Origin of the sequence: Mucilaginibacter angelicae, assembly GCF_042434235.1 — a bacterium.
In the GTDB taxonomy this organism is placed as follows: Bacteria; Bacteroidota; Bacteroidia; order Sphingobacteriales; family Sphingobacteriaceae; genus Mucilaginibacter; species Mucilaginibacter angelicae.
This window is the reverse complement of sequence record NZ_JBHLTS010000004.1, coordinates 550221-576166: the sequence shown is the minus strand read 5'-3', so window position 1 is coordinate 576166 and position 25946 is coordinate 550221. Positions and strand designations below refer to the sequence as shown.

The 25946-nt window shown below is 40.3% G+C and carries 16 protein-coding genes; 13 read left to right on the top strand and 3 right to left on the bottom strand.

Going from position 1 to position 25946, the window contains the following annotated elements:
* The first annotated feature begins 236 nt into the window (after nucleotides 1-236).
* The 10 genes from ACFFGT_RS02360 (at nucleotide 237) to ACFFGT_RS02315 (ending at nucleotide 14287) form a co-directional block, all read left to right on the top strand.
* Complete coding sequence (locus ACFFGT_RS02360; protein ID WP_377020892.1) at nucleotides 237-644, top strand: hypothetical protein; 408 nt, start codon at nucleotides 237-239, stop codon at nucleotides 642-644.
* Nucleotides 645-702: 58 nt separating this feature from the next.
* Nucleotides 703-1953, top strand: coding sequence for a DUF4934 domain-containing protein (locus ACFFGT_RS02355; RefSeq protein WP_377020891.1), 1251 nt, complete (start codon nucleotides 703-705; stop codon nucleotides 1951-1953).
* A complete protein-coding gene (locus ACFFGT_RS02350) occupies nucleotides 1950-2564 on the top strand; it encodes a hypothetical protein (protein ID WP_377020890.1) in 615 nt (204 codons plus the stop codon). Before ACFFGT_RS02355 ends, ACFFGT_RS02350 begins: the two co-directional genes overlap by 4 nt.
* A 656-nt stretch (nucleotides 2565-3220) precedes the next feature.
* A complete protein-coding gene (locus tag ACFFGT_RS02345) occupies nucleotides 3221-4681 on the top strand; it encodes a TlpA family protein disulfide reductase (protein ID WP_377020889.1) in 1461 nt (486 codons plus the stop codon).
* A 12-nt stretch (nucleotides 4682-4693) separates the two neighbouring features.
* On the top strand, nucleotides 4694-6070 hold the full coding sequence (locus ACFFGT_RS02340; protein WP_377020888.1) for a hypothetical protein: 1377 nt from the start codon (nucleotides 4694-4696) through the stop codon (nucleotides 6068-6070).
* A complete protein-coding gene (locus ACFFGT_RS02335; RefSeq protein ID WP_377020887.1) occupies nucleotides 6067-7455 on the top strand; it encodes a hypothetical protein in 1389 nt (462 codons plus the stop codon). Before ACFFGT_RS02340 ends, ACFFGT_RS02335 begins: the two co-directional genes overlap by 4 nt.
* Before the next feature lie 62 nt (nucleotides 7456-7517).
* Nucleotides 7518-8723 carry a glycosyltransferase family 2 protein gene (locus tag ACFFGT_RS02330; protein ID WP_377020886.1) on the top strand — a complete coding sequence of 402 codons (1206 nt, stop codon included), beginning with the start codon at nucleotides 7518-7520 and terminating at the stop codon, nucleotides 8721-8723.
* Nucleotides 8724-8761: 38 nt separating this feature from the next.
* Entirely contained in the window at nucleotides 8762-9823 is a 1062-nt protein-coding gene (locus tag ACFFGT_RS02325) for an efflux RND transporter periplasmic adaptor subunit (protein WP_377020885.1), read from the top strand.
* Entirely contained in the window at nucleotides 9820-12855 is a 3036-nt protein-coding gene (locus ACFFGT_RS02320) for an efflux RND transporter permease subunit (RefSeq protein ID WP_377020884.1), read from the top strand. The genes ACFFGT_RS02325 and ACFFGT_RS02320 overlap by 4 nt, the downstream gene beginning before the upstream one ends.
* A 7-nt stretch (nucleotides 12856-12862) precedes the next feature.
* On the top strand, nucleotides 12863-14287 hold the full coding sequence (locus ACFFGT_RS02315; protein WP_377020883.1) for a TolC family protein: 1425 nt from the start codon (nucleotides 12863-12865) through the stop codon (nucleotides 14285-14287).
* A gap of 5 nt (nucleotides 14288-14292) precedes the next feature.
* Here ACFFGT_RS02315 and ACFFGT_RS02310 read toward each other — a convergent pair whose 3' ends face one another.
* A complete protein-coding gene (locus tag ACFFGT_RS02310) occupies nucleotides 14293-17400 on the bottom strand; it encodes an efflux RND transporter permease subunit (protein WP_377020882.1) in 3108 nt (1035 codons plus the stop codon).
* A gap of 608 nt (nucleotides 17401-18008) precedes the next feature.
* On the opposite strand from ACFFGT_RS02310, the gene ACFFGT_RS02305 reads away from it, so the two are divergent.
* The 3 genes from ACFFGT_RS02305 (at nucleotide 18009) to ACFFGT_RS02295 (ending at nucleotide 21831) form a co-directional block, all read left to right on the top strand.
* The gene (locus ACFFGT_RS02305; protein WP_377020881.1) at nucleotides 18009-19253 is read left to right on the top strand and encodes an MFS transporter; all 1245 of its coding nucleotides are present in this window, start codon (nucleotides 18009-18011) and stop codon (nucleotides 19251-19253) included.
* A 37-nt stretch (nucleotides 19254-19290) separates the two neighbouring features.
* The gene (locus ACFFGT_RS02300; RefSeq protein ID WP_377020880.1) at nucleotides 19291-20739 is read left to right on the top strand and encodes a hypothetical protein; all 1449 of its coding nucleotides are present in this window, start codon (nucleotides 19291-19293) and stop codon (nucleotides 20737-20739) included.
* Nucleotides 20740-20886: 147 nt separating this feature from the next.
* Entirely contained in the window at nucleotides 20887-21831 is a 945-nt protein-coding gene (locus ACFFGT_RS02295) for an NADP-dependent oxidoreductase (RefSeq protein ID WP_377020879.1), read from the top strand.
* 79 nt (nucleotides 21832-21910) lie between these two features.
* Here the strand turns inward: ACFFGT_RS02295 and ACFFGT_RS02290 are convergent, their stop codons facing one another.
* Nucleotides 21911-24343 carry a tetratricopeptide repeat-containing sensor histidine kinase gene (locus ACFFGT_RS02290; protein ID WP_377020878.1) on the bottom strand — a complete coding sequence of 811 codons (2433 nt, stop codon included), beginning with the start codon at nucleotides 24341-24343 and terminating at the stop codon, nucleotides 21911-21913.
* Between the two features lie 155 nt (nucleotides 24344-24498).
* Nucleotides 24499-25638, bottom strand: coding sequence for a sensor histidine kinase (locus tag ACFFGT_RS02285; RefSeq protein ID WP_377020877.1), 1140 nt, complete (start codon nucleotides 25636-25638; stop codon nucleotides 24499-24501).
* Between the last annotated feature and the right edge of the window lie 308 nt (nucleotides 25639-25946).

Below are 25946 nucleotides of genomic sequence, written 5' to 3'. Positions count from 1 at the left end.
ACATCGAAATCTACGAGGATGGAAATTTTGAGCACAGATATGGGATTAATTCAGCTCATTGCAATTAGTGTTTTTATCATACCGATTAATAACATTAAGCCTAAATAAATGCAAGCCAAAAAAGATAAAAGTCCATACAAACGCCTGAAAAAGACATTTGAAGAGACAAATTTGACATTTAACTTTGATTAATATCAATATTATTCAATAAATAATATTAATCTAAATTTAACACTATGAAGAAAACTGTAATCAGAGGGTTTACTGCCCTTATGCTAGGTGTTGCCGGAATTACCGTCTTATCATCATTTGATAGCGCCAGCGGAGCAAGTGGAAGTGGTTCTGGAGTATTCCAACAAGAATTGAAGATCGACTGCTCGGAAACAACAGATATTTACAATTACAATAGCACAGGAACTGGTGCCTCTGGTACTGTAAGTGGTAATGTAAGTCCGGGCGGCGGCGGTGGCGGATCTATCGGAGGCTCATATAACGGCAATACAGTTCAATCCGGTTACGTAGGCACACGAATAATACACAAAGATAAAATTGATTGTGTATGGGCTTGGAGTTTGTGGTGTAATCCACGTGCATGCGCAAGAAATGGTCAACCAGACTCATGGGTTTGGCTGCCTGGAAAATAATTAAACACCAATTAACCAGCTACCGGGTGGTAACTACGGAGCTGGTAATCTTTAAACAATGATTAAGTTATTACAGTGTTTAATATTTATTTCCGTAGTCACATTCTTGCTTTCTTGTGGTAGCTCAAACAATCCACACTTAAGAGATTCAATGGAAAAGGGGGAGCTCATTAATTTACATGTTGATAAAGGAACTAAGCCATTGATATTGGATGAACGCACTACTAAATTTACTGTCTCGAAAATAGACAGCAGTCAGCTTGTTGCAGAAGTAAGTAAAATTTTAACTATTGACGGAAACAATTTCATTCTTGATCGCAAAACGAACGCTTTGTTTTGCTTTGGACTGGATGGCATATTTAAATGGACTTATGGCAAACCTGGTAAGGGGCCAGAAGAACATGATGCACTTACCGATTTTAGTGTAAGAAGAGACACCGTTTATTTATTTGATAAATTAAACAAAATTCTAAAACTCGATACCTTAGGAAGATTCATTAAAGCCCAAAAACTAACCATTGGAGGGCAATGGTTTTACGCGGATTTATTTTTTGTAAATAAACAAGGTGAATACGTTTTTTATAACAGTGATATGGCCGATAGCCACGAGTTTGCCTATAAGTTTCTCACAGTGCCACCTACCTTCAAAAAAATAAACGATGTCTACATGAAAAAGACAAACAAGGAAGGTGACCGTCGCTGGGCAGCAGGTTTTTATCCTGTGCAGACTATGACCGATAATAGCGGGTTCTTTTATACGGAACCCTTGAACGATACCATCTATAAGTATGTGGATACAACGTTTACCCGTAAGTATGCCGTTGATTTTGGTAAGTATACCCTTTCTAAATCCTATCTAAATCAAAATAGACATGAGCTTTCCGATTTTTGGAAAACCAAATTCGGGAGCAATATTACATCGATATTTGAAACTGACTCACTTTTAACTTTTCGGACAACAATCGCCGGACAGCTTTATTACCATTTTTTTAGGAAAGCAACCCATGAAGTACAAAATTTCAGCGTAGTGTTGCTCAAATCCGGAGATTTCTACGCTTCGATGCAATTCATTGGAGGTGCTGAAAACAAACTGTACTTTTTGATTGAACCTGATCTTTTAATGAATGCATATAAATACATAAAGAAAGGGAAGTATAATAAGATCTCTGATACAGAGTACCGGAAAATCCTGACAAAAACAAGTCCATTATTTGCGAAATTATTGGACGGTACCAATATTTATTCTAATCAGCTGATTGTTTCCGTAAATATATCGACTAAGGATTTATTCAAAAGCAATAAGTTATGATTTACAGATGTGAAAGAATTACTTTTTATTTGGTCATTTTTATTTTTTATATCCTTTGTTCGTGTAAAGGGAGGGCGTCTATCGTTCAACAGGATGCCGTTGTCTCCACTAATGACAATAACTTAAATCGCTTGTTAGTAGAAAATGAGGCATTATTGAATAAGCTCAATAACTCTTATTTAAATGATAGCATAAAGTTTGAGAATTTTAAAACCGGAAACTTAGTAGGAGCTAAAGAGCTTTTTGAAAGTGGACGCCATTTAGTGCTGCAATATTCCGAACTTGATTGCGACGTTTGTGTCGATTCCGCACTTAATGATTTCCAAAGATATGCAAAGAAAATAGGTGTGAATAACGTAGTTGTGTTGGCTGCCGCTGATAATAGGAGATACATGGCGAACTTTGTTAGGTTGAATAAGTTTCATTTGGATAATATCTATTTGATCCCCCTACGCGACTGTAAAAGTCTTTATGTAATGACCCCTGGCATGCCATTTCTGTATATCACAGACGGTATGCTCAAATTAACTAATACATTCATTCCCAGAAAGGAGTTGCCAGCATTGAGCAAGTCTTACTACAAGAAAATTGAAAATATGTTTATTAATTAATATGACATTGCTTCGCAAAATTAATTATCATACAAGACCCGGGCTGTTTTCTTCAATTTTCCTTGGAATGGCATGTGTTTGTTCTGTTAAATTACTTAATGTAGACGCAACGGACGGTACCCAAATCGCGACTCCTCGGGATGGAATACAGGGAAGGGTTATGCGATTAAATACTAAAACGGATGATCCATACTGGAGCGAGTTTTCAACAAGCCGATTTCCTCTCACGAAACGTTTGGATTCCTCCTATTGTGTATATGATGATGGTAGACGCAGGTACACATTCAATACTCTTGTAGCGGGTAGGAATACATTATTCTACAAGTTTACATCGGTTAGCTATAGCGAGTTCATATTAAAGCAGATTGAGGATCTCGGGCGGGGGCTCAATATCTGTTTGGTGCACGAATCAGATACGTATCGTGATTTCAAAATCGATGGACAGTATATTAATCATGGCGCTTTTAATATTTTTTATGTGCCAAGAGAAACTATAGACTGTATCTATAAAGGAAAAAATGTCTCGTGTCTTTTCCTAGTAACGCCGGATTTTAACGTTCGCAGCGTTTTTCCATTAACTGGGAATAATATGAACATCAGCAGAAGGTATATAAATTACTTACGGCAATTACCTCAATCTAAATTATAAACGATCAATGAGAATAGTAAATAAGATAATATGCCTGGTAAAACTGGTAGGACGGGTAGGTCTGCTATCGTTAATATTATATTTGTCCTCAGATATTGTCAATGCCCAACCCAAATTCAGCGGTAAGGTGTTGATCAAAGGGAGGATTATTAACACAACGGATTCAAACTTGAAATTTTTCTTCCAGGACTGGTTCACGCCTCATCTGGATAGTGTTTCAATAAATAAAGATGGCGCTTTTACAATAACGAGGACCGTTGATCCTAATTCGCAGTTTGTTTTCTTCCTAAAGGGGCAATATCATGCCATAGATGTGTGTCCCGGCGATGTGTTGAGTTTTTTTTATGACGTCAGCAAATCCAGGTTATTATCAATATCAGGCAACAGAAAGGGCGGTAGCGCGTCGATAAGATACGACTTTTTAAACCTGCTGGCGGAGGGATTTCACAGAGACTCAATACTCTCATCGATTAGGCAGCAGTCCACAGATGATTCTTCAAGATATCGATTAATTCAAAAATTTTATCAAGAAGAGAGAACTCGGTTAGCGCAGAATAAGTCACACATTGGTGCAGCATACGGGCGATATCAGGCTGACTTATATTTCGGAATCATTAATTTCATGAGGTTGATCAACCTCATGAATTATGATATTTTAACAAAAGGAATAACTCCAGATAAAATAATGCAATCCTTAATAGCGGATCGCACTAACCCTTCAAAAAGCTTGTTGCTTCGATCAGGCAAATACCGAACGTTTCTTGTCGATCGATTCACGATTGTTTCTAGTCCGGCTGACACACTTTATGCAAAATTTGGAAGTACTCCAAAAGCCGCTCCATGGGTTGAATACCAAAAATCGGAGTTAATAGAAGACAACTACATTCGTTCATGGTTCATTGCGAGATCACTTATCTGGGCGTTTCAGCAATATGACATTAAGGAAACTGAAAAGGTAATGCAAAATTTTCTTAAAGGTCCTTTCGATGAAAATTTCAAGAAGAGGGTATTCGATTATTGGAACCTCAATTATAGGCTTCGGATTGGTAGTCAGGCGTCTGCATTTACATTACGGGATAGTTCCGGTAATAATGTTTCGCTTGCTGATTTCAAGGGAAAGGTTGTCTACGTTAATTTTTGGGGCGTACACTGTTCACCATGTTTGACTGAAATTAAGGAATCATTGCCGCAGTTTTATGAAAAATACAGTGCAAAAGGCCTTGTTATCTTAAATATCTGTATGGATGAGACCGAAGAGAACTGGAAAAAAGCCCTTTCGAAAATAAGGGTTCCCGGCAGAAACTTGGTTAGTAAATATGGATCAAGATTGGGGCAGGATTATAATATTGTTTCCGCGCCTCACTTTCTAATCATTGACAAGGAAAGTATCATAAACGAACTCAATGCGGGCGGCCCGAGTGAGTTCCTATCAGAAAGTATCAACAAATTAGATTTATTATTGAAGTAACAGATATTATTAATGAATAATAAAGTCGCGTTTAATAGAAGAAGATGCTATGATATGATCTCCTTAGCTATGGGAACAATAATTCTTTGTTCCAGCGGCTTTTGTAATAAATTTCCGCTATTAAGCTCTGACAGTGCTGCATACATCAACTCAGGTGGTGCCAGGATCGTTTCATTTGACCGGATATTTGGATATTCGCTTTTTAGCGGATTGGTGTCAGATTTGGGATCCGTCTGGTTCATAATACTTATTCAGGGGGCGCTCTGTTCTTTGCTTGTTTTTTATTGTTTTCTTTATTTTTCAAATAATCGGGATTTTCATTTTCATTTTATTACTTGTATAACCTTTGTTTCCGTTTTTATGACGACATCCGTCGCCGTGAGTACGATTCAACCTAATGTATTTTGCGCTCTTGGAATTCTTGGCATTGGTTTACAATTAGTAAATGAAAGGTTAAAACGAAGAGACTCAGTAATAATATCAATGCTTATTGTTTTTAGCGCTGCGATGGATATTTCATTCCTGGTACTCTTCCTGTTTTTAGCTGTTGGCTACTTTTTTATGACTTTATGGAGAGTGTTATCAAAGCGGAGATTCAAGCAAAGTTTGATGAATGCAGTTTATGTGATTTTTCTGGTTGGAGTTAGCTGTTTGGGCACATTGTTGGTTCATTATAAATATTCCGGCGAATTCAAGCTGTTACGCAGCGCACAAATATTGGAGTTGCCCCGCCTGAAAAATCTGAACTTAGTTCAAAAAAAACTTCAATTTGAGTACGAACACGGAGATTTTCTTTTGGGTAGCTACAATGACACACTTGAGAATATTGTTTCGAATCAAGGCAGATTTTTAGATGTGATAACGCCAGATCAAGCCAAAACGTTTGAGCTGATTTCATCGAGCGTCGGTTTTGATTCCTTATTTTCAAGAGCTTCGATATCAAAAGTTGTCCTGGATGCTTTACAACAAGTTGTCAATGTTAAAACAAGTGAATTCAATATTTCAGGTGCAAATGTGACTCTGCATAATGCTATTGTAAACTGGTTTGGAGCAGAGATCCGGGAATACTATTTGTCTTATCAAATGAACAGTGCGATAAATTTCAGGTTTCTGAATTATTGTCAGATAGTATCTGTCGGCGGTTTGATTTTTCTATCGATATCAGTATCGCGGCGACAGCTTATAAACAAAAAGATATTCTATTTCCTTTTGGTGGGAACTATCGCTAACGGGGTAATAACAGGGACGATTTATGGATGCGAAAATGACATGCAGAGCCATTTAATTTGGGTTCTCGCAATTCCATATTTCATTTATCTAACAAGGTTACCGGTAAAAGACTTCCCAACGGCAACCGAAATTGCTATTGAAACAACGATTGAACAATGAAACAGGCTGCCTTGTCTTTATTTTTAATTTTATTGTCAGGATTGGTTTTATGTTTTATGGCCATAAATAATGGTTTTCCATTGGCATTCAATGTTGACTCCCAAATGTACATTTCGTCAGCGTTTACGGGGGTTGTTCGCGATGATCGCCCGATCTTATACGGCTTGTTCATCATGTTCGTGAGCCTCCGTAAGTCATTGTGGTTGGTAACTATAGCACAAGCTATTTTGACGTCAACAATGATTTATTTCTATTTCCGCTACAGTAAAAACCAGGTTAAGAAAAGGTTAGCGCCGTTTTACATAGCTTACATTGCACTTGTTTCCTTTTTTATGGGGGCTTCATTCGAGGTTGGGTGGCTGATGTCGGATGTATTTGCATCCATATTTGTATTGGGGATAGGTTTACTTCTTTTTTACGGCAATATTAAATGGTATCATCATGCATTAATCTCTTTCATGACGGTGCTAAGTATAGCAATGCATAATTCACACTTGTACATATGCATTATTCTTTGCTCGCTTTTAATGGCAGGTTTTGTTTTTAAATCTACCAGAGCAAAATTATTTGTTGTTGGCATCACGCTGAAAAAGGTTTTTTATGTGCTTTTTCTAGCGGTTTTAAGCAATGTCTCGCTTTCATTGATACAATATTCATTTAACAAACAAATGGCGGCTTCAAAGGGAGGCGTTGTCTTTCTTTTTGGAAGTTTTGTCGAAATGGGGGTGATTGATAAATATTTGGATGAGAATTGTAATAGAAGTAATCTCAAACTTTGCAAGTTCAGGGATTCTATTCCGAGTAACTTTCTTTGGGATCAACGCAGCCCGCTTTTCAAATTAGGCGGGTGGGATAAAAATCGTGAAGAGTACTCTTTGATTCTGAAAAATATAGTCTCAAGTCCGAAATATTGGGGAATTATCGCTTACAAATCAACGCTGCTGACATTGAAGCAATTTTTTCAATTTGACACGGGAGAGGCATCAAAACCCTGGCCAATCGTTAATGAAGCGGTTGAACAATATTTTCCATCCGATTATTCCCAATATATTTCATCAAGGCAAAATAAGGAGGCATTGAACTTTGATTTTATAAATTTCACACAGAGGGTTATTATAGCAATAAGCCTGCTAACCTATATCTATGAATTTTTACACAAAAAGATGGCATCAAGATATCGTTATCTGATGGCATTTATCCTGATCGTACTCGTCGTCAATGCATGGTTTTGCGGAACTGTATCTGGGGTATACCCTCGCTATCAAAGTCGTTTAATTTGGCTTGTTCCTCTGCCTTTATTCATTTATTTAAGTGATTATACCCCACTGAAACGAATCAGAGCATTAAGGTTTGGTCAACTCTTAAAATATCTCGGGTTTAACTGAGCAAACCAATGTGTACAAGATAATACTACACCGAAGTTATGATTTAACCTAAACCACAAAATATGGAAATAACAGTTTTGATGCCTTGCCTCAATGAGGAAGAAACGCTTGAGATTTGTATTCGGAAGGCAAAACGATTTATAGAAAGGAACGGCCTGAAAGCGGAAATTCTGGTTGCCGACAATGGCAGCACAGATAATTCGATTGTTATAGCTCAGAATTTCGGGGCTCGGGTGATCAGAGTAGCAGAAAAGGGGTACGGTATGGCTTTGCGACGAGGAATAGAGAGTTCCCTTGGAGATTTTGTCATCATGGGAGACTCCGACGATAGCTATGATTTCGATAGCATCGAGCCATTTATTGTTAAACTTCGTGAAGGATATGATCTGGTTATAGGAAACAGATTTCAAGGGGGGATCAACGATAACGCTATGCCATTTTTACATCGATATTTGGGTAATCCGGTACTATCCTTTATAGCTCGTCTCTTTTTCAGAGTCAAAATAGGAGATTTTCATTGTGGTTTGAGGGCAATGAATAGGCAGTCGATATTAAAAGTCAATTTTTCGACGACCGGGATGGAGTTCGCCTCGGAAATGATTGTCAAATCATCTATGATGGATTTAAAAATTACCGAAGTGCCGACAAAACTTTACGTTGATGGGCGATCCCGGCCACCACATCTACGAACATGGCAAGATGGTTGGCGGCATTTGCGATTTTTACTTATGTATTGTCCCCGGTGGCTTTTTCTATATCCTGGATTGTTGTTTTTGTTTACGGGATTGATAGGAATAACTGTTCTTGCTGTCGGGTCTGTTAAATTTCTCGGCGCTAATTTTGACATAAGCACCATGCTTTTTTTTTCTTGTCTGATTGTAATTGGCTGGCAGGTTACGGCTTTTTACTTATTCATCAAACTAAATACTATAGATTTGAGGTCGAATAATTCCTTGGAAAAAAACCGAACACACAATCGATTGGTACAACTTTTTAGTTTGGAAAAAGGATTGAAGGTTGGAGGAATATTGTTTTTGATCGGACTTTTTATATCATTCTATAGTTTAAACATTTGGACGCGGGCGTCCTTCGGCGACTTGCAACCGGACCATATTCTAAGAATAGTCATTCCTGCTGTGACCTGCCTGATACTGGGGACGCAAACTGTTTTTAATAGTTTTTTTATCAGTATGATAGGATATACCACAATCGTAAGCCGAACTTTGGGGGATCCGCTGACATCCCGTATAGAACAAGCCGTTTACTAATCCCGTCCGACTATGAAATTTAATTATTGGGGCTATTTATGAGGAACTTTTTTTACTATGTTGTTGTAAACATATTAATCTTAAGTGCGTGTACGCCTTCCCAAGGTAACCTTGAACAGGATATACCTGTAACTGACCAGAAAACTGATATATCCAGTAAGGTGACAACTATGTATTTGAAAAGAAAGCCTTTCAATTATTTCATCCAGTGTGCCGGCAAAATCCGCCCTTTGCGGCAACAAACGGTGTCTGCACTAGTTGGTGGAATGGTTGTTTATGACAATCTTCATAATGGTCATAACGTATCTTCAGGTCAGCTATTGATGGCTTTTGAAAGTAAAAAACTGAAAGGGCAATTGACGATTGCAGAACAAAATTTGTTTAACAGTAAACTCACCTATGAAAGTGAAATCCTAAGCCAGGAGGGATTATTAGAGGGAAAGCGAAAGGGAATAAGAGATACCGTTTTGAGAAAGTTGAGTATTGCTTCCGGATTGTTGAGTGCGAGAAATGATGTCGAGCAGTTGAAGACCGACCTTGGCAACACAATGGTAAAAGCGCCTTTTTCCGGAAAACTAGCTAATGTAAGAGTGAAATCAGGTGAAGTTGCTAAAGTGGGGCAAGAATTATTTACGGTCTTCACAGCTAACGAAATGCTGCTTGAGGGTAATATCCTCGAGTTGGATTTTTCAAATGTTAGCATTGGACAGAGTGCAACGATAACCCCCGTTGCAAGTGGAAAAGAGTACAAAGCGGTGGTGACCGAATTAAATCCTTCTGTCAGCGAGGATGGTTTGATAACTTTAAAAATACGAATTTCCCATCCAGAAGGGTTGTTGCCCGGAATGAACGCAACAGCAGTAATTGATGTGCCCAAATCAAAATCTTTATCGGTTCCTAAAAGTGCTATCGTTAATCATAATGATAGGCCAGTGGTTTTTACTGTGGTAAATAATTTAGCGAAATGGAATTATGTTGTAGTTGGGAGAGACAACGGCAAAGATGTTGAGATCGTAAAGGGATTGAAAGAAGGTGATGAGATCATAATTAACAAAAATGTGCAACTCGTGGATAACTCACCAGTTCAAAGGCAACAATGATCGACTATCTTTTAAAACGTCCACGGGCGGTGCTTGCAACTTTCCTAACTTTATCAATGTTTGGTTTTTTCGTGCTCGGTAACATTCCCATAACCTTACTGCCTACAATCAGTATTCCTGAGATCACGATCAAAATACCATTCCCTAATAATTCTTCCCAGTCGATTGAGCATACGGTTTCACGGGTTCTTCGGGACCATCTCAAAACCTTAAATGGGTTAAAGGATATGAAAAGTATCAGTGAAAGTCATGCCGCTGTATTGAAATTGACCTTTGACTTTGGAACCCGTATGGATCTGGCGTTCATAGAGGTAAACGAAAAAATTGATTTAGCCACGAATTCGCTTCCTGCCAACTTAGATCGCCCTCAGGTTATCCGGGCAAATACTTCAGATGTTCCGATTGTCAGAATGGAAGTCGTACCAAAGAATGTCCAGGAGTTCTTTAATGTATCAAACCTTACGGATAAGGTTATCAGAAAGCGTTTGGAACAAATAAAAGGGGTGTCCCTTGTTGACATCAACGGATTGGAAAGGAACCGCATCACTGTGGCTCCGCGGATTGATATTTTAAGGTCCATGGGTTTAAAGAGCGACGATATTATAAACACGATTCAGGCCGCAAACTCAGAGCTTGGAAATTTGACTATATCTGATGGACAATATGAATATTTGGCGAGCATAAGCAATCCTCTTGAAACCGTTGAGCAACTTAATCATTTACCAATTAAATTGCCAAACGGTATGATGACTACGATTTCGGAGATCGCAGAAGTCGAGTCTGTGCCGGAGAGTCGACAGGGGGGCCATTACTTTGATGGCATTCGAAGTCTTGTTTTAACAGTGCATAAACAAGATAATGCCAAAATGAGTGATGTCGTTGATGAGATTAAAGAGACTACAAAAGCACTGAACAGTGAGTATCGAAATATACATTTTATGATCACACGTGATCAAAGTTTTCTGGTTGATCAATCAGTTCAAAACTTGATACAGGATCTAATTTATGGCAGCGGCTTTTGTGTGCTATTATTATTTATATTCATAGGCAATGTCTCATCACCGATTTTAATGAGCATCAGTATCCCATTATCATTACTGCTGACCTTTATTTTATTTTATGCTTTTAAAATTTCTTTCAACATTATTTCATTATCCGGGCTGGCGCTGGGTATAGGAATGCTCATTGACAATTCTATTGTAGTATTAGATAACATCACGAGAAAAATACATGAAGGCCTTGATGTTGAAACAAGTTGTGTCGTGGGGGTGATGGAAGTAGTCGCCCCGGTGATAAGTAATGTCTTGACAACCGTCGCGATTTACTTGCCGCTGATTTACCTGAGCGGCATGGCTGGAGCGTTGGTTTATGATCAGGTATTAGCCCTCACTATTTCTCTCGCAGTATCTCTGCTGGTAGCTTTTTTCTTAAACCCTGTTTTATACAAATTTCTTATCGGGAAAAAGGGCTCCAGGTTAAAAGAAGACACTGAATTCTATCGGGTTATTTCTGATAAACATCACAGATTGGTTGAGCATGTGTTCAAGAATAAAAGACTTTATTTGCTTGCTTCTGTCTTACTCATGCCTATGGGAGTATTGCTACTGACAAAGTTACCGATTACGTCGCTTCCGAAAATAACTGAGAACGAAACGATCCTTAGAATTGATTGGAAAAAGGCGATCTCTGCGTCGGAGAATGAGCGACGGATTTTAGAAATCGGTAGAATTCTTAGCCGCTTTGCCAAAGAATGGGAGGTAGATTATGGGCTTAATCAATTTGTATTTCAGTCAGAGGGAAGTGGAGCCAATAAGGCAACTATTTATTATCGTTGTAAAACCGAGGAGTCAAAAAGAGCATTAGATAAATATTTAACGCGTTGGATTAATATTCAATTTTCAAACGTTGTGACAAATTTAACGGCGGCACCCAACGCGTTTACGAAGCTATTCTATAACAATGAACCTTATTTGGAACTTAGATTTTACGACGAGGATAAACGATCCTTTAAATATCTACCACAAGTTTTTCTTGATATAAAAAAAACTTGTCATTTAAAGTCAATTGATACCTCTGGTTTTCAGAATGAATCCGACATAGAATTAAGTATCGACAATCGGAAGCTCCTTTTATATAATGTGAGCGCGACAGAGTTAAAAAAAGAGTTGCAGCGAATATTCGGTCAATCGGTAATCTCGCAATTACGTCGCTTTGGGGATTTTCAGACCATAAATCTTGTTGATAATCAGGCATCGCTGGATGATAAACTATCTCTGAAAATTAGATCGGTCAACGGAACCTATTTTCCGATCAAATATTTTGTTTCCGTGAACATGGGAACTGATAAGAAAATCATTTTGGCTGATAATGGAGGAGTTTATTATCCAATAACGATCATGAAAGACGAAGTTGGAGATATTGATGTCTTTATGGCATCTGTGAGGCAACTGTCATCAAAGTATAATTATAAAGTTCATTTTACGGGAAACTATGTTTCCGATCGTAAGCTGCTCAATGATATGTGCATGATTTTTTTGATCTCGGTCGTTTTAATATACAGTATTTTAGTGATTCAATTTGAAAATCTGTTACATCCTCTGGTCGTTATGGCGATCATTCCTTTCGGTATAGGAGGAGCAGCGCTACTGCTTTGGTTAACAGGTGGTTCGCTGAACATAATGACGGGCATCGGTTTTGTTGTTGTACTAGGAATTATCGTTGATGACCCTTGTCTAAAAGTCGAAACTATCAACCGGTTGCGAAAAGAATACGCTCAGAATATGGGTTTAAGCAAAACAGCTATTTTGTTAAAGTCATTGCATAAAGCCGGAGAGATTAGTTTAAAACCGCTTTTAATGGTTTCGTTAACAACCAGTCTTGCCATGGTTCCAGTGCTATTCATGGGGGGCATTGGAAACGAATTGCAGAGACCAATGGCCATAGTAATCATTGGTGGATTGACCACTGGAACTTTTTTCACCTTGTGGTTTATACCGTTGCTTTATTGGCTCGTAACGAAATCAAAAAATTAGTTTACAAATGACAAAAACAGCATTTTCGATACTCTTATTTTTGATGGTTAATACGTTTGCTTTTGCCCAGACCAAGAGCTTCTCATTAAACGATATTATTCAGATTGCGGAAGGCAAATCCACCCGCGCTCAGATAGTCGCCAGCGTTCAAAAAAACAAATACTTCGCATTTCATAGTTTCAAGGTTGGATTACGTCCTCAATTATTATTAAATGGCAATTTGGCTGATTTTAGCCGGGATTATTTTCCAGTAAGGCAGGCGGATGGAACTATTCTTTTTCAGTCAAGAAGTCAGAATTATTCGAGTGTTGGTTTAAGTTTGTCTCAGCCGGTTGAATTTACGGGAGGGACAGTTTCACTAAATACAAATTTAGTTAGATTTGATGATTTTGATCGCAATGACAGACTTTATAATGGCACTCTGCTTAGTCTTAACTTCAATCAGCCTATTTTCTCCGTCAATGAGTTAAGATGGAATCGACGAATAGAGCCATTGAAATATACAGAAGCTGTACAACAGTACAGTAGTGATATGATAGGAATTTCAGTGCAAACTGTTAAATATTATTTTGATGTGCTGTCGGCACAGGAAGACTTCATACTGGCAAAGCGAAATTTGGAGACAGAATCAAATATTCTGCGTATCGAAACCAAGAGAATTGATCTGGGAACGACAACCAAAGAAAAAATACTCCAAATACGTCTGCAGCTATTGAAATCTCGGCAAGACCTATCCACAGCCGAATTGCGAATAAAATCCACCTTGTTTAATTTAAAAAGTTACATAGGCATTAAAGACAGTATGAACTTCAATTTGGAACTGCCAAATGAGATTCCGAGGTTGAAGTTGAATGTAGAAGAGGCGCTGGAATTTGCGAAGAAGAATCGTCCGGAATATATTTCCTACAAAAGGCGAAGGCTGGAAGCTGAAAGGGACCTGAATAAGGCAAAGAAAGATCGTTTCAAAATCTCTATGAATGTTGGCTTAGGCTTAAATAACACTTCTACGGGTTTGACGAATCTCTATAGCGGCCCAAAAAGTCAACAATCCCTAAGCATAGGTTTATCTGTCCCGATTCTGGATTGGAGCAGGCAAGGAAATCAGGTGAGTATGGCAACAGCTAACCTTAATACAGTTGAGTATACAATTGAGCAAGAGGAAGCGGATTTAAAGAATGAAATAATCAATATAGTATATAGCCTAAACGCATTGTCAAATGATATAAAAATCGCTTCTGAGGCAGACCTTATAGGCCAGGAAAGATTCAGGTTAGTAACTGAGCAATTTCGATTTGGAAAGGTAAGTGTAAACGATTTTAATATTGCCGTTTCCGAAAAAGATAGTTTTAAGAGAGCATATATTAGTTCTTTAAGAAATTTTTGGGAATCCTATTATCAATTGGCACTTTTAACGTTGCATAAATTCAATTAATTAATTTATTTTAATTTCCAACTTAGCACCGGGAGTATAAAAAATAACGGGAAAAAGCAGCATGCCAGCCCGCTAATCGATGCAACTGCAAACGAAAACCAGAAGGGGTCTGTTGCCTTGTCTAAAAGAAACGGCATCAGGCTGCAGATGGATGTAATCATTATTAAAACCACAGTTTGACTTCTAACGAAATTTGCTTTTATCAAAGCTTTATTATCATTAATAAATTTGTTTTTGCTCTTTCGCATAACGAAGTAATCGTATTTGATGTAAAGACATGAATTTATGGCAAATACGATAATGAATATAGCAGATGCGTAGATTCCGTTGTTGTAAGGTATGTCGAAGCCGAAAAAAATAAGGAATGGACCAATGAACGATACTGGTAACACTAAAACAATAAGGAGAGGTTCAATAATCATTTCAAAGAAAACCACGCAGATGATATAGGTGATTAAAACAAAAAAAATAACTAGATAATAATACTGACTGAAGGAATCAAAGTTAACGTTTGAATATCCTTCTCTGGTTATTGAATACCCCATTGGTAGATTTTTGCTTGAGGCATTTATTACTTCATTCAGGAACTCTTCCCCTAAGCGTTCTGAGCCTAAAAAATTGAATTCAATAGCTTTGACGTATTCCCTGTTCTCCTTGTAAATTAAGCTAGAGGAGCTATGTTTGACGAGCTTGATGGAATTTTCCAGCCTGACATATTTTTGTCCTGATAAATGTAAATTACCGTTGAGTAACTCCCATTTTCCATAATGATAAGCCGAATCATCTTTAATCACGAGTGTGTTAAAGGAATTATTTATTGTGGCGGGGTAAAGTTTAATCTCGTTTCCTGCCATTTGTCTGATACCAGAAAAAACTTCCCTTGCATCTGTTCCTTTATGAAGTAGCTGCTTGTTATCAAAATGTAGCGTTAAATCCTCAATACCCATTTTTTTGAACTTTCCGTTTAGAGTGATGTTTTTAACTCGGCGTTGTTTTGATAAAGCAGATGTAAAAGTATCTACATACTTATTTAGATTGTCATAATTATAGCCCTTGAAAATCACGGTAAATTTAGATCCCGTTTCTGACATCGATGTGCTAAAACCCCGTCCAACTCCAACAATTTCCCAATCCACCCCTCCTAATTGATTGGCAATTTGGGTGAGTGTTGATTTTATTTTTTCCGGAAGAGGTCCGTTTAATAAGTTTTTTTTGAAACTGATTTCAATAAAGCCGTTCCTGTTTGAATTGATCTTTGTTACGAATTTTTCAACTCCGGGCACTTTTTTGAGGTAATCTTCCATTATTGCCAAAATGCTATTCATGTCATTGATGTTGCTTCCAACTCCGGTGTCACACATCACTAGCAGTTTCGTTTCAGACATATCACTATTGAAACTGTCTTTAGCAAGGCTCTCGTAAAAAAGTCTTAAGGAGCCACCAAGTAGCGGATCGAGTATAGGACGCAACGATTCATTATATAAGTTGGATCCGATGGTGGAATTATAAATATCATTTCCTTCAATCTGTCGAGGTAACATAAATGTTGGGATTCCGAACAGCAGTACGATAATAACGATATAAAGCTTTCGGTGGTTGGCAAGATAAAAGATTAGGTCCGTATATCTTCGCTTGACCATCATTAACCGTCGCAATTTTTTGTGTTGTAAATTGACGTTATATGTTCCCTCGGGAAATAAGAATTTAAATAGTGCTATGTTAAAAATACTATTTGTAAAAAGCGAACAAGTCATGCTTAATAGAACTATTACTGAAAAATCTTTGAGACTTTGTCGTTGATCTTCAGGTAGAATAAACAGCAGCAGTGTAGAAATACCAATGGTAATGCATCCGGCGACGAGGGCTGGAAAAAACTTGCTGTTCTTATATTTCCCAAAGTAATCTATTGTCACAATCGCATGGGTTACTACGATTCCAAAAGCTATTGTAATCCCCGGTATGGAGAACAGGCTTATTTCAAATTTGAATATCGAAATAAAAAAAACTACTATACCGATATTAACCGATACGCTAAGTATTAGTATTAGCACCTTCCTTATATTTCGATAAGAAATCAGTACGAATGCCAGAAGAATAATCAATGCAATCCCCAATTTTTCGTACACTTTATAGAGTGCAGATTGAAGTAACGCAGAGCCATCATATTCCAGATCTATTCTGTACGCATCTTTATAAACCTTTTTTTCTTGTTCAATTATTGCCTTTATTTGCCTAGTTAGAAAAAGAACGTTTTGGCTCTTGTCTGCATAAATAAGGATATTTGAGGCGTTTCTGCCGTTAATTCTAAAAAAATCTGTCGTTTTTGTGTTTTCCCAGGAAATGCTGGCTACGTCACCTAATTCAATAATCTTATCACCTATCTTACGTAAGGGAAAACGTTGAAGTGCTGATAAATCTTCGAATTTCGAAGGATTAATCTTTAGAAAAAAGTCAGTCTGATTTTTTGTGGTTGTCCCCAAAAAAACCGGATCTAATACAGATTTAATATCCGAAGCTATATCGAATGCTGACAATTGGTATTGCTTAAGTTTTTCGTCGTTATATAAAATCGATACCTCCTCAGCCGGTTTTTCTAAGAAAAAGACCTGTTTAATTCCTTTAACTGCTTCTATCTTTTTTAAAAGATTTTCCCGTAAACCTTTGCGATCAATATCATGTAGATTGTCGCCGCTCAATGAATAAATTAAAAGCGGTGATTGATCGAATATTTTATTCGCTGAGCCAGACGAAACCGTAGGATAGCTTACAGAAGAATGAAGGGCGCTCTTTACTCTTCTAATCAAAGATTGAACTTCAAGCCGCTTCTCCGAAATATCCACCTTATTGTCGAAGATAAGCTGGATTTGTCCATATCCATATCCAGATGTTGAATTTAGTAGTTTCAGATTCGTTAGCTGTGACAGCACGTTTTCAATTACGGAGGTTGCATATTGCTCCGTTTGCTCTGGATTAGCGTTCTGTACGTTATAGTTGACAAATAGTTCAGCGTTATTACTGTGAGGCTCTAAATTTATATTGATGTATGGAATAAAGAGTAAACTTAATATAGAGAGTATTAACAGCGAAAATAGACTTCTGAAAGGTCTGGTCATTTGTATGGAAAAAGGTTAGATCAGTGATAATCCGATTAGGTGATATAATAAACAGGATGTTGGTACAAGATACGACTTATGGGGCGATAAGAAAAAATAAATACAGACTTGTCTTATTGCTGGAAAGCAAATAGGAACATGCCAAACTTCTAATAAAGAAGTGTAAAAATCAATTGGATCGGGGCAGCGCCACCGGGTATTTCGCGAGCAGGGCGATGGAATCCTTCTCAAATTTACTTGCAAAGATGAAAATCATGTGTTGTTCCCGTTCGATATTACTAAGAAGACCGTTGGCAAGTTAACGTGGCTAGTATGTGCCATAGATAAGACCGTCAATTATACGGAATAGAAACCCATACCATCGCAAAATGACGCTATATCGTTAGAATAGTAATCTCATGTTTTAGGTTATTTTGCTGATTGTCAATAAAATAGATATTGGTACGCTGTTAGAACCTCCTGTATTCAACAGGCTGGAATTTATGGTTAATCATGCAGCTCCGATTGTACAGAATACAGTAAATTTTACTGTAAAATATTCAAAGCAGTTACCAATGCATTTTTCCAGGAGAGCAAAGCCTTTTTAACCTACTTAAAATCATTTTATCATGGACAATGCTTTGCCGTCAGAAGGCTCTTTAAAAAAAGGTTTTATTATTGCGTGGTTCTTTGGTCTGATCTTTTATTTTCTCGAATATGTGATCAGGTCGTCCCCCGCTGTTATGTTGCCCGGGCTTTCCGGGGCGTTTGGCGTTAATGCTCTTCGTGTAAGTGCGGTTCTGGGGACCTATTATTATACCTACTCAGTAACCAGTCTTATTGCGGGTGTGGCGCTCGACCGCTCCGGCGCCAAATATCCCGTAGCCGCAGGATTGGCGATCCTCGCTATTGGATGTGTCTTATTTGCAATACCCAATGTGCTGGCAGGAGATGCGGGCCGTCTTTTGCAGGGGGCAGGTTCCGCGTTCGCCTTTACCGGATGTGTCTACCTTGCGTCACACGGATTTGCGCCGCGATTTATCGCAACGGCGATCGGCTTAACCCAGTGTATAGGAATGCTGGGCGGTTTTGCAGGGCAATTTGTTGCAGGGCCACTTATTCAGCATGGGGTGTCCGTTCATACCTTCTGGATCGGGATAGGCCTGATTTGCGGAGCAACCTGTTTGCTTTTGTTTTACACCACCCCGAAAGAAAATAAGGGTGCAGAATATGGGGCAACGTCATTGAGTCTCCTGAAGCCCTATAAAGTCGTATTTACCAATGTTCAATCTTACTTAAGCGGTATTTTGTCGGGTTTGCTTTTTGCGCCTACGACCATTTTTGCAATGACATGGGGAGTCGCCTTTTTTCAAAAGGACAGATTATTTGATTATGATAACGCTGTATTAACCTGCTCTATGGTTCCACTGGGCTGGGTTTTGGGATGTCCGCTTCTGGGTTGGATCTCGGATAAACTGGGTAAGCGAAAGCCGGTCCTTTCAGGAGGGATACTCATTATGCTGCTGAGTTTTGCACAACTCATCTTTATGCCGTCTTTAATACCGGGTTATATCTCCATGTTTATATTCGGTACAGCTTCGGGTGCAGCCATGATTCCATATACGATCATTAAGGAAGCTAACCCGGACAATGTAAAAGGAAGTGCAACCGGCGGTATTAATTTCTTAACGTTCGGTGTGACGGCTTTACTCGGGCCGGTATTCGCCTCTCTTTACGGGAAATCGCTGGGGACAGCAACAGATCACCTTTTACATTTCAGAAATGCAGGCATATTCTTTTTGATTACTACGGCTATCGCGCTTGTGGTCAGCCTGGTGATTAAAGAGACCGGGCGCGGTGCAGAAAAAAGATAACCTGTTGCTCAACCTTTAACCTAACATCAGGCTCCTCATGAAAAACTTTAAGTATATACTGGTCTGCATTTTTATTTCGCTATTCGTGACAGATACTGTCCGGGGGCAGGGCGGCTCATCTGAATATAAGGATGGCATGACTGTTAAACTGGATAGTACAGGAAAGAAATATATCCGCTTTTCCACCTGGGCAACTTTTTGGGCCAGACAGACCGCTGCCAATCCGGGCACCGCTGTTAACGGTATTGAAAAAAGCGGTTACACCGATTTTAGCTTACGGCAATTCCGCTTTTTAACCTACAGCCAGCTTTCTTCTCGGTATTTGATCGTTGCCGATATCGGCATCGATAACCAAACAATTTCCAGTGGCGGCGCGCCCGGGGGTGGCAACACCGGCAACGGCGCAGCTGCTTATGCCGGAACACTTGGCAAGAAACCCGGAATCTATTTGCATGATCTGTGGAATGAGTATACGGTTTTCCCGGATAAGGATCCGGTGTCCAATAAAAAAAGGCCGGCGTCACTTTACATCGGAACCGGTTTGCATTACTGGATGGGGCTTAGCAGGATGACGACTTCAAGTTCGGCAAATTATCTTGCGCTGGATGTCCCCCTTTATAACTGGCCGCTGGTCGATCTTTCTGACCAGTTTGCCCGGCAGATCGGTATCTATTTCAAAGGAAATATCGGCCCGGTAAGTTACAGGTGGGCTCTTAATAAGCCATTCACCGTTTTATCAACTGCTGTTGCGTACCCGGCCGGCTCTCCCGAAATCAACTACGCAGTTGACAATAATGCTACCGGAAAAATGTCTACTACAGGCTATGCGGCATGGCAGTTTCTGGATCATGAAAACGACCTGCTGCCTTACACGACTGGCACTTATGTTGGGACAATGCGGGTTTTTAACATAGGAGCAGGGTATTACAACACCGGTGACGGTACGGTAACGCAAGCCAATAATACTGCTGCTTCGCCGCTTATCCGCCATTCTATTACGCTGTGGGCGATTGATGCCTTCGCTGATCTGCCTTTTGGAGACAGTAAAAAAAACTGGGCCTTTACCGGATACAGTGTGTTTTACCATTACGATTTTGGCCCCAATTATCTCCGGTTTGGTTCCATCATGAATGAGAATGTTAGTGAAGCGGCAAACTATTCCGGAATAGTTTCGGAGGCCGGTTTTGGGAACCTTGCCCCGATCATCGGAACAGGTAATTCCTGGTTTACCCAGGCAGGATTACTGCTTCCGAAGAACTTATTCAAGGGCAGCATCCGACTACAGCCATTCGGAGAGTTCAGCCTTCAGCAATTTGAGCGGTATGGAAATGCCAGGTTCACCTACTGGAGTGCCGGCGGAAATGTTTATCTGGACGGTCACCATGCCAGGATTTCTTTTAAATATCAGACGCGGCCAATTGTGGTTGCTGACAGGCAGCAATCATCCAAAGGTTCATTCATTATAGCAACCCAGGTAAATCTGTAATAAATCTTTATAGTAGTGTCATTCGATACCCGGGAAAGAGATCGCATAAGAAAAGGACGTCAGCCATAAGCCCTGTTTAAAGTTACCGGGATGAGGTAAAGGAATTGCAAACCATATAGGTGTCTTACAAAACAAAAAAAGCAAAGTATGATGAAAGCAATAGTTTTAGAGGGATTTGGTTCGGTTGAAAACCTGAGGATACGGGAAATGGATATCCCGGAGCCTGGTGCCGGTGAGGTATTACTTGCCGTAAAGGCGATCAGTATTAACCAGGCAGATATACTTCAGCGACTGGGTAAGGATTTAAAAACAGGACGGAGTGATATGCCGTTGATTCCCGGTTGGGATGTATCCGGCGTGGTTAAGGCTGCAGGTGCAGAAGTTATATCGTTTAAGCCCGGCGATGAGGTATTCGGAATGATCAGATATCCGCTTCCCGGAGGGACATACGCGGAGTACGTCTCGGCTCCTGCGATGTCTTTAACCCGGAAACCCGCGGCTATTTCCCATGAAGCAGCCGCAGCGGCTACGATGTCGGCACTTACCGCGGCAACAGCACTGATCGATCTTGGCGATGTACGCCCCGGACAGGAGGTGCTGATCAGCGGGGCAACCGATGGTACCGGACATTATGCGATACAAATAGCCAAACATCTGGGCGCACAGGTCTACGGCATTTCCGCCCTGGCATCCCGGGATTTCATTATAAGTCTCGGTGCAGATTTACACTTCGATTGGGGGGATATAAACCGCCGGATCGCTGCAGGAATGCTCGTCGATTTCGGCCTTGACAACAGCGGCGGCAATTGGAGGAATGAAATGCTGCAAATGATCAGGTGGGGCGGGACAATGGTCGACACGTTCCCCGATCCCAGAAACATATTTCCGGATACCGCTGCTTACAGGGGGATACGGGGATTTTCTGATCCCGTTCGGCCGGGTGCAGCAGGGATGGAGCGTATTGCGGGGCTTCTGGGAAGCAACGCGATAAAATCGCACATTTTTCGCACCTTCGATCTGGACCAGATGGCCGACGCGCATTCACTGGCAGAAAATGGCGCTTATCACGGTAAGATCGTACTTAAAACCTGAAAGAAAGATGGAAACAAATCTTCTCCCCGGATTCAGGGACGTTAAGCTATGAAATACAATTAAAAAAATGTTTGGCAGGTTAAACAGGCTCAGTATCCGGTATCCCGTCATCGTGTTCTTCGTCGCTGCGCCGCGGAAAGACCGCAGATATCACAACACCATGATCGTCATATATCTTTAAATCTCCACCAAGCTGCTCGCTGAGGCCGTGCATCAGCACCATGCCCAGGGTATTACTGCTACTGAACTCGAACCCGGATGGGAGGCCCAGGCCATTGTCCGCTATACGAAGCTCATAATTGCCATCTTCACGTACATGAAAGATAACGGTCACCTTCCCCGGCCGGTTTCCGGGGAAGGCATATTTGATGATATTAGTAATGGCCTCATTCAGGATCAGACCCAATGGAATGGCCTGGTTGATATTTATATACAGTTCATCCACCTGGATATCAAAGGTTATCTCCTGGCTAAAATGAAAAGTATCACAGAGATACTTCATCAGGTCAATGATATAGGGACGTATCTCGACAAGCGAAACGTTATCATTCTGGAATAGTTTCTGGTGGATAAGGGAAATGGAATACAGCCGGTTCTGGCTGTCCTTTAGTGCATTGACAACTTCTTCATTCTGGATATGGTGCATTTGGGTATTCAACAGGCTCATCACTACCTGGAGGTTGTTTTTAACCCGGTGATGTATCTCTTTGATCAGTCTTTCTTTATCGCTGATCAGTTTTGCTTGTTTTCCGATGAGGTTTTCCAGGGATATGTTTTGCTTTCTGATCTCCTGCTCCTGGAGCTTGAACGTGCGTTCGGATTTACGCCGGTACCGGAGATAAACATACAGCAGGAACACGATAAGCAATAAAGCGGCAATTCCGGCAATGGTGATGCGGGTATAGAGCTGAGCCCGCTGCAGCTGATTTTTTTGTATCTGGCTCTCTTTTTTTAACAGCTGATTTTCGTTCTCCGTCTGTTTTGTATCGTATTTAATCAACAGTTCCTGTATCTGTTTCGATTTATCTTCGGTAAACAATGAATCATTTAAAGTCTTATATTGCTTATAGTGTCTATAGGCGGCCCGGAAATCACCCTTCGCACTGTCTGCAGCGGAAAGCTTTAAGTAGACTTCTTTTATTCTGGAGGGGGGATAGGTACTGGGCGGTAATGAAAGTACTTTATTCAGATAATACTCCGCATCGCGGAATTTTTCGCGTGCCAGGTAGAAATTAGCGATGGTGAAATAAGAGTCTGCAGAGTTATACGTGTGTATCCGGGCAGCACTTTCCCACCTGATCATTTCGAGGTAATAATGCTCAGCCTTCGAATAGTTCTTTTGGGAGAGGTAACAATTTCCCCTTATAGCTGCGATCAGTTCCTTGTCGAGCGCAGTCAGCTTGTTGCGATTATCTGCTGCTTCCAGCTGTGCGAGGATATCACCGGCCTGCCCGCGTTTGATATAATAATCAGACAGATCTTTAAGACTATTGTACATGAGGTCAGAGTTTTCCTGGTGCAGCAGGTCCAGGGTCTTCCTGTACCAGCTGATGCTCTCGGATTCCTTTCCCAGGTCGTTACAGATCTGCGCGAGCGCATTATAATAATAGCTTATCGATTGGTCACTTCCGGTTTGATTTGCACATTCAACGGCCCGTAGACCATAATCAAGGGCTTTTTCAAGGTTTCCCTTGAAGCGGTAAAGCATGGAGTAAAGAAAATAGACATCCTGAACACCTTTATACTTGTTCGATGTGTACCAGTTCAATACGGAAGCCAGTTCTTTTTCGGCAAGATCCAGTTTGCCGGCACGAAAGTGTACATCAGCTATTGCCTTCCGGATATTTATTTCGAGTTCTGTCAGATGTCCTTTGGCAAATAATCTGCCGGCCTGCCGGTAGTTTTTCAGCTTTCCTGTCGTGTCTGTAAAATTCGCGTGATCGCCAAGCCTGGAATAGCACTCTCCGGCATTCTGGAAGTCTCCTGTACGTACACAGTGGTCAGCCAAACTTAAAAAACCCGCGTGTGACTTACTGATATCACCTCTTTCACTGCTGACGTCACACAGGTAGTACGCAGCGTTGTTTTCTAAATAGTTGTCGCCTAACTTCCTGCTTTCTCTCACCGCATCATTTATAAAAAACTCCGCACTATCCAAGTCGGACTTGAATTCCCCTGGGCGGTACAGGTAAAATTTCCCAATTCTCACCGCGAGCCGGATACGCAGTCGCCCGGTGCTTCTGTCATATAAATTCAGTGCTTCACGGGTTAACCCGGTCCGGATGCACGCGTTGCCAAGAGCAGTCACCGCATCTTCGTATGAAGCACCATCGGCCTGTTTCAACTGGGCTACAGCCGCCCGGGCAAAATGAAGGGCGCTATCCAGGTTACCGGCAGAGCGGATTTTGTTATAAACGTAAAAATTACTCAGGCGCGAAAGAGCAATAGCTTTTTGCTCGCTGTTCTTTGCCTTAGCCAGTAAGTCTCTCAGATCCTGCAATGAGTACTGCAATGTTTCTTGTCCTGATGCTGACAAACACGTACAACATATTGCTGCAAAAACCGCCAACCACCGCAAATAATTTATCAAGGAGTTTGTCTTATTCACCGTGGAATAAATATAGATAAATAATCCGGCTTGAAAACACTAAGCCGGTTAAAGCAGCATCAGCCAGGCGGGATATTGTTCAGGTTGTCGTTTCCCGCCGCCCTGAAATTTACACACACTGACAGCCCCCCGGTTGAAACGATTTCCAATTCACCATTCAATTGCTGCGCAAGCCCCCTCATCAGATTTATACCCAGTGAATTGCTCTCATCCGGATCAAATCCTTCAGGCAGTCCTTTTCCGTTGTCGAATATACAAAGCCGGTAAAACCATTCATTGATACGGCTAAGCTGAATGGTTATTATATTATGGCTGTTTATACTGTCAAAAGCATATTTCACTGAGTTGCTGATCGCCTCGTTAAGGATCAGTCCGAGCGGAACCGCTTGCCCGACATCCAGTTTTAATGGTTCCAGGTCGCTGATAAATTCTATTCTTTTGTCGTTTTTAAAATATTCCTTTAAATATTCTACGAGATCGCAGATGTAGTCGGGTATATCGATCGTCTCCATATTCTCCGATTGATAGGATTTCTGATGGATTAGTGAAATAGCATACATTCTCTGCTGGCTGTTCCTTATAGCCTGAAGCGCATCTTCACTTTCAAGGTAAGATGATTGTGTGTTAAGCAGGCTGATCACGATCTGCAGATTGTTTTTTACCCGGTGATGTATCTCCTTTAACAGCCATTCCTTTTCTGTCAGTAATATTTGAAGCAGTTCATTTTTATCATTGATCTCCTGTTGTTTTGCTGTCAGCGAATCGGAACTTAGTTTTTTTATCCGGTAACGATTGTACATCATTCCCGCGAAGACGCCAGACATTATAAGACTTGTAATAAAAATATAACGGGTGGTTGTCTCATTCCTGGCTCTGTTTCTTTGGATCTGCGCCTGTTGGACGAGGAATTGGGTATGCTGGTGTTTTTTGTTTATGTCAATTTGCTGCTGTAATTCTGCCAGTTGCTTCTCTAAAGATTTGCTCCGGGCAGAATCATTAATCCCTTTATATTCCTGATGATACTTTGACGCAGGAAGACGCTTTTCACTGGCCGAAGCTGTATCGGAGCGGGAAAGACGATTTTTAATCTGCGAATTTTTATTCAGACCGGCAGTTTGGGGATTGGGCCGGGCAAAGGCCGGCAGCGCCAGATAAGATAATATTAATGCAGGTAAAAGAGCTCTTAACAGTAATTTCATTGATTTATGTCTTTGATCACGTGCAATAGCACAAAAACACCAAACACAGCCATTGTTCACTCCGGACGCCCACCGTATCAATGACTTCAATCAGTTTATACAATCCGGGTGCCTTATTTAATTAACTGTTAATCAGTTGGTTGTTTTGTATTGAGGTTTGAAGGGCTTACGATATTTCGTAAATTAACCAATATGATCAATATAAAAAGTATATACTGATAAGGATATATAGTCCTGCAGAACTTGACAATTGTGACCGGATCATGTTCATTTCGGGAATTCACGAAATATCGCAGATGTATTAAGTT

Excerpts from the sequence above, each read along its gene's own strand:
- ACFFGT_RS02335 (WP_377020887.1), top strand. The coding sequence starts at position 6,067 with ATGAAACAGGCTGCCTTGTCTTTATTTTTAATTTTATTGTCAGGATTG.
- ACFFGT_RS02310 (WP_377020882.1), bottom strand. The coding sequence starts at position 17,400 with ATGACCAGACCTTTCAGAAGTCTATTTTCGCTGTTAATACTCTCTATA.
- ACFFGT_RS02325 (WP_377020885.1), top strand. The coding sequence starts at position 8,762 with ATGAGGAACTTTTTTTACTATGTTGTTGTAAACATATTAATCTTAAGT.
- ACFFGT_RS02350 (WP_377020890.1), top strand. The coding sequence starts at position 1,950 with ATGATTTACAGATGTGAAAGAATTACTTTTTATTTGGTCATTTTTATT.
- ACFFGT_RS02340 (WP_377020888.1), top strand. The coding sequence starts at position 4,694 with ATGAATAATAAAGTCGCGTTTAATAGAAGAAGATGCTATGATATGATC.
- ACFFGT_RS02305 (WP_377020881.1), top strand. The coding sequence starts at position 18,009 with ATGGACAATGCTTTGCCGTCAGAAGGCTCTTTAAAAAAAGGTTTTATT.
- ACFFGT_RS02330 (WP_377020886.1), top strand. The coding sequence starts at position 7,518 with ATGGAAATAACAGTTTTGATGCCTTGCCTCAATGAGGAAGAAACGCTT.
- ACFFGT_RS02300 (WP_377020880.1), top strand. The coding sequence starts at position 19,291 with ATGAAAAACTTTAAGTATATACTGGTCTGCATTTTTATTTCGCTATTC.
- ACFFGT_RS02315 (WP_377020883.1), top strand. The coding sequence starts at position 12,863 with ATGACAAAAACAGCATTTTCGATACTCTTATTTTTGATGGTTAATACG.
- ACFFGT_RS02320 (WP_377020884.1), top strand. The coding sequence starts at position 9,820 with ATGATCGACTATCTTTTAAAACGTCCACGGGCGGTGCTTGCAACTTTC.
- ACFFGT_RS02360 (WP_377020892.1), top strand. The coding sequence starts at position 237 with ATGAAGAAAACTGTAATCAGAGGGTTTACTGCCCTTATGCTAGGTGTT.
- ACFFGT_RS02355 (WP_377020891.1), top strand. The coding sequence starts at position 703 with ATGATTAAGTTATTACAGTGTTTAATATTTATTTCCGTAGTCACATTC.
- ACFFGT_RS02295 (WP_377020879.1), top strand. The coding sequence starts at position 20,887 with ATGATGAAAGCAATAGTTTTAGAGGGATTTGGTTCGGTTGAAAACCTG.
- ACFFGT_RS02345 (WP_377020889.1), top strand. The coding sequence starts at position 3,221 with ATGAGAATAGTAAATAAGATAATATGCCTGGTAAAACTGGTAGGACGG.
- ACFFGT_RS02285 (WP_377020877.1), bottom strand. The coding sequence starts at position 25,638 with ATGAAATTACTGTTAAGAGCTCTTTTACCTGCATTAATATTATCTTAT.